The 4,944-nt window shown below is 34.6% G+C and carries 3 protein-coding genes; 2 read left to right on the top strand and 1 reads right to left on the bottom strand.

All coding sequences use genetic code 11. The annotated features are described in order from the left end of the window. Window positions 1-616: 616 nt before the first annotated feature. Window positions 617-2,536, top strand: coding sequence for a DUF294 nucleotidyltransferase-like domain-containing protein (locus ACIQ2S_RS11340; RefSeq protein WP_396176056.1), 1,920 nt, complete (start codon window positions 617-619; stop codon window positions 2,534-2,536). A 3-nt stretch (window positions 2,537-2,539) separates the two neighbouring features. Beyond that, window positions 2,540-3,154: a PolC-type DNA polymerase III gene (locus ACIQ2S_RS11335; RefSeq protein ID WP_396176054.1), complete on the top strand. Its 615-nt coding sequence runs from the start codon at window positions 2,540-2,542 to the stop codon at window positions 3,152-3,154. 1 nt (window position 3,155) lies between these two features. Here the strand turns inward: ACIQ2S_RS11335 and ACIQ2S_RS11330 are convergent, their stop codons facing one another. Beyond that, the gene (locus ACIQ2S_RS11330; protein WP_396176052.1) at window positions 3,156-4,847 is read right to left on the bottom strand and encodes a putative transporter; all 1,692 of its coding nucleotides are present in this window, start codon (window positions 4,845-4,847) and stop codon (window positions 3,156-3,158) included. Between the last annotated feature and the right edge of the window lie 97 nt (window positions 4,848-4,944).

Genomic DNA, 4,944 nt, shown 5'->3' with positions numbered 1-4,944 from the left:
TAAGTTTTTTTTATTTAACTAGGTCAAACAATGATTGGGATTTATACTTTATAAAATGTGATGACTGTGAAAATAAAACTTGGGTTAAGAATACTAATAGAAAAGTTTATGTAAACTGAAAATTTTATCCATTAGTATTTGATTCAGATGAAATTTTTTCAATAGAAGAAACTGGCGAGTATTTAATTTCTACAGATTGGGATTCATTTCATCGTACAGTATTTCTTTTTCATAATAAATATCACATAATATTTGACCAAAACGATACCATAAAATATTCTGGTTACTAAGATTTAATACACAAAAAAAAAGCTCTCCGAATTGTATTTTCAAAAAGTAGCATATTGAACAAGTGTTGGCAGATGACGAATAATCAATGATTTAAGGCTGTTTTGAAGAAACTTAACAGAAGCATATTTGAATCATAATTTATATTATGTAAAATAGAAAATAATTGAACACGTATACCTTTCGAAGTTGTATGCATTAACCTATTTACAATAGCTGCCAATATTTATTTACAAACACTACTTTAAATTATGAAGAAGTATTTTTTAAAAACATAGTATATAGTTTGAATTAAATTTGTGTAATTTTATGATGTTAATTAAATTCTATGAAAAATTCAATAGCCGAACGTATTGCTGATTTTTTAAAAAACTTTCCGCCGTTTAACAGCTTGTCTTACAAAGATTTGGTTATTATAGCCAATGACTCAAAAGTGCAGCACATTGACAAAAACAGCGTGCTTTTTAAAGTGGGCGATCAAACACATCCCTATTTTTACGTGGTGAAAGAAGGAGCCATCGGACTTTCTGTTGTTTCCGATGCGGAAGAAGCTTTGATTGATAAATGCGATGAAGGTGATATTCTCGGATTACGTCCGTTTTTTGCAAAGGATAATTATTTAATGACCGCACGTGCTCGTGAGGAAAGTTTATTGTACGCTATTCCTATTGAGGTTTTTAGGCCTTATGTTAGTCAGAATCAAGAAGTGCTCAATTTTTTATTACAAAGCTTTGCCTCCAATACTCGAAATCCCTACGACCCTGAAAATAAAGGAAAACTAATTTCTGAAAACGTCATTTATGACGAACAAAGTTCGGAATTACAGTATTTTCAGCCAATAGCTTATACCAAAAAACCAGTTACTGCCAATCGAAAAGACCTGATTAAACAAGTGGCTCAAACGATGACACAGTTTAAAATTGGAAGCGTAATTATCGAAGAAAATCAATTACCTATTGGTATTGTGACCGATAAAGACTTACGATCTAAAATTGCGACAGGTATTTTCACTATTGATGTTGCCATTGATCAAATTATGTCGGCTCCGGTTATCACAGTACCTGAAAACATTTCCATCGCCGAAACCCAAATCATGATGCTCAAACACAATGTAGGGCATTTGTGTGTGACAGAGGACGGAACGAATCGCTCCAAAATTATGGGAATTATTTCAGAGCACGATGTAGTTGCCGCTCAGGCAAATAATCCCGGAGTTTTATTAAAACAGACCAAGCGTGCCACTCGTTCGAAAGAATTAAAAGCTGTTCGAGAGAAATTGTCTGATTTAATTGTAAATTCTTTAGATAAAAATATACCGATTCAACATATATGCAACTTGGTTGGAGAAATAAATATCGCAATTACCAAACGTTCGATTGAATTGGCCACTGAAAAAATGGAAACCGAGCCCCCTACCCGCTTTGCTTGGTTAAATATTGGCAGTCAGGGTCGTAAAGAACAATTATTGATGACCGATCAGGACAATGCCTTGATTTTTGAAGATGTTGAAGAGGATCAGTATGAAGAAGTCAAATCCTATTTTTTAGAATTGGCAGAAAACGTAACAAAGACTTTGAATAAAGTAGGTTATGAATATTGTCCCGCAGAAATGATGGCGAGCAACCCCATGTGGTGTAAATCAGTCACCGATTGGAACAAACAATACAATGCTTGGATTAATACACCGGGTGAAAAGGGAATTCTAATGTGTTCCATTTTCTTTGATTATGATTTTATTTTTGGTGATGAATCTTTAGTGGATGAAATCACAGAAAATATCCATAAAAATGTGACGGATAATCAACTTTTCTTTGCTTACTTAGGTACCGATGCTCTTAAAAATCCGCCACCATTAGGCTTTTTCAGACAGTTTTTAGTGGAAGATGACGGTGAACACAAAGATACATTTGACATTAAAAGTCGTGCTTTAATGCCGCTGACTGATGCTGCACGATTATTGGTTTTGAGTCAGAATGTCAAAGGAATTGCAAACACCTACCAACGATTTAAAAAAATGGCAGAATTAGAACCTCAAAATGCCGATTTATTTGAATCCTGTGCCGAAGCTTTTTTAGTAGTTTTAAAGTTTCGAACCAAGGAAGGTTTGCTAAACAATTCAAACGGTAGGTATTTGAATTTGAATGATTTATCGAAGTCAGATAAAGTAAAGCTTAAAAATGCGTTTGTGCCCATTCGAGATATTCAAGATTCTATTAAAAGTAGATTTCAACTCACTTATTTTACTTAATTTATGGCTTGGAATTGGCTCAAAAAAATCAGCAAGGACAACCCTAAATTTTGGGAGACCTACGTATCTTATTTCAATCAAGAACCCGATGTAACCGTGCCAAAAAGGTATGTGGTTTTTGATTGTGAAACAACCGGCTTGGATTTTAAAAACGATGTAATATTATCTATTGGAGCTGTTGCCATCATCGAAAACAGTATTCATGTAGATGATTCATTAGAATTATTCATCAAACAAACGGTTTATAATGCTGAATCTGCACCAATTCACGGAATTTTAAAAGAAGGTAAAGAAGAAAAAATTATCGAAGCAGAAGCGATTATCCGTTTTTTAGATTTTATAAAAGACGATACTTTGGTTGGCCATCACGTGCAGTTTGACATAGAAATGATTAACCAAGCTTTGAAACGCTTAAATGTTGGCAAATTAAAAAACGACAACATGGATACAGATGCCATGTATCAAAAATTCAAAGGTTTGCAAGAAGACCAACATTCCAGTTTAGATGAATTATGCAAAATTCTGAAAGTCGAAAAAAGTGAACGACACACGGCTTCCGGCGATGCATATATTACTGCTTTGATTTTTTTAAAGTTGAAAAATCGCTTGAAGATTTAATTTACCGCATCAAAAGCAAAATAATAAACTGAGCCGTAAAAATACGAAACAATGTGACCAAAGGATAAATAGTTGCATAGGCTTGTGTGGGTACATCTGAATCGCAATAAGTACTACTAAACGATAAAGCTGCAGGATCAGTGTATGCTCCACTCATCAATCCAACTAATTTTAAGAAGTTTATTTTCATATAAAAATGGCCTACCAACATCATAAAAATCAAAGGCACAAAGGTGATAAAACTTCCGTAAAACAGCCACATCCATCCATTGTTCTCAGCAAAATTAGCGTAGAAACTTTCCCCGGCATGGATACCCACAGCCGCAAAAAACAAACACACCCCTAATTCTTTCATGAAATAAATTGCCCCATTGTTGATATAGGAGTGTATGGCTCCAATTCCTCCATAGCGACTAATCAAAAGAGCTGCAATCAATGGTCCGGCTGCAAACCCCAGTTTTAATGGAACAGGAATGGATGGAATTAGTATAGGAATCGATCCGATAATGATTCCAATGAGCAAACCACCAAAAAGGGATAGAAAATCGGGTTCCAATAATTTCTTTTCTGAGTTTCCGATGAGTTGTTCAACTTCAGCAATGGCAGCTTTGTTTCCCACGATTACTAATTTATCTCCGTAAAACAATTCCAAGGAAGGTGCAGCAAGTAGTTCTTTTCCCCCGCGATAAACACGTGTGACTTTCAAATCGTACTTATTATACAAATCTAATTCAGACAGTTTTTTGTGAGTTGCGGCTTTGTGTGTCACAAATATGTTTTTAGTAGTAATATCTTGTTCCGATTCAATGAATAAATCGGTGGATATTTTACCGGTTTTCGCAATAAAATCGCTGATATTTTTTTGAGTACCCACCAACATTATTACATCTTTGTGTTCAATTTTGGTATCTAAAGTAGGTGAAAATACTGTTTTTGAGCCACTGTGTTTGAGTCGGGATATTACCAAGTTTTCGTGATTGGTTTCTTTTAAAATTTGGTAGATACTTTTGCCTAAAAATGCATCTTTGGTAATTCTACATTTTTGATGAATCAGCACCTCATCGTCATTTGTACCCATTTGAAGCTTTATTTTCTCCGCGTTCAAATCAATTTTCAAGAGTGATTTAGAAAGGATTATTACGACTATAACACCCAAAACGCCCATTGGATAGGTAATTGCGTAGGCAATCGCAGGGTCGCTGAATATCTTATTTGGAAATTGGTTTTGGTACTCTTGTAAAACCGATTTTGCAGCTCCTAACCCGGGTGTGTTTGTAACCGAACCCGAGAGCAATCCTACAACATTTTCAATGTTTATTTTTGTAGAAAAATAGATTCCTACCGCTATAAATGCTCCTAATAACACTGTTGACACTGCCAGAATATTGAATTTCAAACCCTCTTTTCGAAAGGAGGAAAAAAAAGTGGGTCCTACTTGAATTCCGATTCCGTAAACAAACAAAATCAATCCCAAATCACGTATAAAAACCATGATATCGGTGTTGATCCGGTAGCCGTAATGCCCTAAAAATAAGCCTGAAAACATTACTGCAGCTACACCTAATGATATTTTCCCGATTCTAAGTCGACCAATAAATACACCAATTCCAATAACCAACATTACAACTACTAGTGACTGTGTAATATCAGGATTTTCTGTGGGAACGAACAATTTATAAAACCATTCAAACATACTGTACTAATTTTAAAGAGTAAAAGTACATAATTAAGAGTCGTTTTTAATGATATAAATCATGAATTAAGCGAGTTACTCGTTTGAAATCGTTTGC

Source organism: Flavobacterium sp., from assembly GCF_044371705.1.
Lineage (GTDB): Bacteria > Bacteroidota > Bacteroidia > Flavobacteriales > Flavobacteriaceae > Flavobacterium.
Note: the sequence above shows the minus strand (reverse complement) of the source record. Positions and strands in the feature narration are given on the sequence as shown.

Coding starts and splice junctions, on each gene's coding strand:
- ACIQ2S_RS11335 (WP_396176054.1), top strand. CDS start 2,540: ATGGCTTGGAATTGGCTCAAAAAAATCAGCAAGGACAACCCTAAATTT.
- ACIQ2S_RS11340 (WP_396176056.1), top strand. CDS start 617: ATGAAAAATTCAATAGCCGAACGTATTGCTGATTTTTTAAAAAACTTT.
- ACIQ2S_RS11330 (WP_396176052.1), bottom strand. CDS start 4,847: ATGTTTGAATGGTTTTATAAATTGTTCGTTCCCACAGAAAATCCTGAT.